3 protein-coding genes are annotated in these 2,891 nt (G+C 45.0%); 2 read left to right on the forward strand and 1 reads right to left on the reverse strand.

The genetic code is table 11. From position 1 onward, the window contains the following. Positions 1-266 precede the first annotated feature (266 nt). A complete protein-coding gene (gene leuB, locus A3757_RS16285) occupies positions 267-1,370 on the reverse strand; it encodes a 3-isopropylmalate dehydrogenase (protein WP_068510364.1) in 1,104 nt (367 codons plus the stop codon). A gap of 281 nt (positions 1,371-1,651) precedes the next feature. Here leuB and A3757_RS16290 point away from each other — a divergent pair, with 281 nt between their 5' ends. Both A3757_RS16290 and A3757_RS16295 read left to right on the forward strand, forming a co-directional pair. Then, a complete protein-coding gene (locus A3757_RS16290; protein WP_068510362.1) occupies positions 1,652-2,428 on the forward strand; it encodes an enoyl-CoA hydratase/isomerase family protein in 777 nt (258 codons plus the stop codon). A 93-nt stretch (positions 2,429-2,521) separates the two neighbouring features. Then, positions 2,522-2,891 (forward strand): NAD-dependent epimerase/dehydratase family protein (locus tag A3757_RS16295; RefSeq protein ID WP_231878300.1); only part of this gene is annotated, 370 nt, incomplete at its 3' end.

The raw sequence follows: 2,891 nt of genomic DNA on the forward strand, positions 1-2,891 counted from the left end.
AGGTGCCAGAAGCCCATTATCGTCCTGTATGAGACTTTCAGAAATGATGCATGATTCGTTTGTGGAACTACAACTGGCATTGGCAAACCCACGAAAGTATTTACAGGAGCAAAGCAGCAAGCCTGCGGAAAGTGCGGAGATTGTTGAGTTGTTTCCCAAGTAGAGCCTGCCCCGTGCTACCCCGTCAGCGAGCCGTGGAAGGCTCTGCCTACAAGAACAAAAAAGGGGAACCGCTATGGCTCCCCTTTTTTAATTTCTTTGCTGGTTTATAGCAATTCTTCCAACTTAGCCATTACCTTATCAGCAAACTCTGTTGTGCTTAGAATCTCGATGCCCTGACCAGGCTTAGACAAGTCACTTGTAGAGAAGCCTGCTTCGAAGACGCTCTGCATAGCAGTCCAAACCGCTTTCGCTTCTTCTTCCAAACCAAAACTCATGTCCAGCATCAATGCAACAGAACCAATCATTGAGTATGGGTTAGCTTTGTTTTGGCCAGCAATATCTGGTGCAGAACCGTGAGAAGGTTCGTAGTATGCTTTCTCAGGCCCCATACATGCTGATGGCATTAGACCTAGAGAACCAAGAATACCGCCACCCTGGTCACTCAAGATATCACCGAACATGTTTTCCATGACCATGACATCAAACTGACCTGGGTTCAAACATAGGTGAGTCGCAGCTGCATCAACCAACATGTGAATGACTTCTACTTCAGGGTAATCTTTAGCAACTTCTTCAAGCACTTCGTTCCAAAGTACAGAAGAGATCAATACATTACTCTTGTGAATATTGTGAAGAACTTTCTTACGCTTCATAGATTCTTTAAAAGCAACTTCCAAAATCTGTCGGATCTGGCTTTCATCGTAATCCAAGGTTTCTTTTACATAGCGAAGGCCATCTTCAGTCTTACCACTTTCTTTTCCACCGAAGTAAAGACCACCGATCAATTCACGAATCAACATGATGTCGATACCATTGCCCACTACTTCTTTTTTAAGTGGTGAGAAATGAGCCATACCTGCTGGCAAAGAAATCGGGCGAAAGTTTGCATAGGTATTCAAACGACGACGCATTGGTAATAAAGCACCACGCTCAGGACGCTCTTCTACAGGAATCTTCTCAGACTCTTCATGGCTCAAGCCGATTGGGCCTTTAAGAATTGCATCCGCTGTATCACATAGATCAATCGTTTCCTGAGGGAAAGACTTACCATGTGAGAAGTAAGCACTGGCTCCGAATGGGCCGTCGATGCAATCAAAAACAACATCACGTTTTTCTTCAATTAGCTTTAATACACGCAAAGCCTGCTCTGTAATTTCTGGGCCAATGCCGTCACCTGCGAGAACCGCAATCTTGTATGTTTGAGTCATTATTTTTTCCTAGCGAAATAATACGTCGATCTAAATGTGGGCGTATTGTAAAGATAGCGCCCCCTATCTGGCAAATAAATTGATTTATAAAGAAGACGATATGGCCATTCAAATAGCGCATATCGACCATAATAGGTTGACGGGCGCGTCACCATTATGTAACTTGCTTACCCCTTAGATTAAAGTGTTAACAGAGCATTAGGCCAATCGCCTCGGTGTCGGGATACAAACTTCTGTTAACATGCTGTATGTAAACTAATTTGTTTTGAGATTTTGTGGCAATGGCGTACGAAAATATACTTTATGAAGTAATTGGTCCTCTGGGATTAATCACCCTTAACAGACCAACAAAGCATAACGCGGTGTCGTTAGCGACGCTGGATGACCTTCATAACGCTTTTGCTGAAGCTGAAGCCGACCCTCAGGTTCGCGTTATCGGTTTAACCGGTGCGGGCGAGAAAGCCTTTGCTTCAGGTTCAGACCTTAACGAAGTAGAACACCGAGATATTAAGAAAGCACTTGAACCGATTGTTCAAGGTTTTGCTGAACGCTGTGAGCGTAGTGAGAAAGTATCTATCGCCGCCATCAATGGTATCTGTATGGGCGGTGGCTTGGAGCTGGCACTGGGTTGCGATATTCGTATCGGTACGACTAACTCCAAATATGCAACACCTGAAGGCAAGCTAGGTATTATTCCTGGTGGTGGTGCAACTCAGCGTTTACCACGTATTGTTGGTAAAGCTTGGGGCATGGAAATGTTATTAATGGGTGAAACCATTGATTCTGACCGCGCTTATCAAATAGGCTTAATTACCCGTTTGCTTGAGCCAGAAGATCTTATGCCGACGCTACATAAAATGGCAGGTCAAATTGCCGCGTTTGCGCCACTCGTTCCTCAGTTTATGAAGTCGATGGTCAACTATGGCCTTGAGGCAGGACAACACTCTGGCTTGGCTATGGAAAAGTTTGCTCAAGCAGCCTTGATCGAAACAGCCGACAAAAAAGAAGGCTTACGTGCCTTCCTTGAAAAACGTCCGCCAAACTGGTCTGGCCGTTAATTTCAATCATAAATTACTAGAAGGCTTTGAAGCACTGTTTCAAAGCCTTTTTTGTTTCAAGCTCAAGCAAGTGATACGTAAATGGAGAAGTTCATGGGGAAAACAGCATGGGTTGCTGGCGCAAACGGACTAATCGGTAGTCATTTGGTTTCTTTGCTCAATCAACATCCCGCTTATGAACGTGTTGTTGCTTTCGTCCGCTCACCTTCAAGTGCCTCTTGGGCCAAGCTGCCTAAGGTTGAACAATGGCCAGTCAACTACCGTGAGCTCAGCGCTCCCGAACCCAAAAAAGTAGACGATATATTTTGCGCCCTGGGTTCTACTACTCGTAAAACGCCAAATAAAGAAGCTTACTACGAAATAGATGTCACCTTTCCTTTGAATGTTGCACGGCTAGGTCTTCAGAACGGCGCTCGCTATTATGGCCTTGTCTCTGCGCATGGTGCCAAGGTGAAAGCGTTCT

Source organism: Oleiphilus sp. HI0117, from assembly GCF_001635235.1.

Bases quoted from the DNA above. Each gene is read 5' to 3' on its own strand.
- leuB (WP_068510364.1), bottom strand. From the start codon at position 1,370: ATGACTCAAACATACAAGATTGCGGTTCTCGCAGGTGACGGCATTGGC.
- A3757_RS16290 (WP_068510362.1), top strand. From the start codon at position 1,652: ATGGCGTACGAAAATATACTTTATGAAGTAATTGGTCCTCTGGGATTA.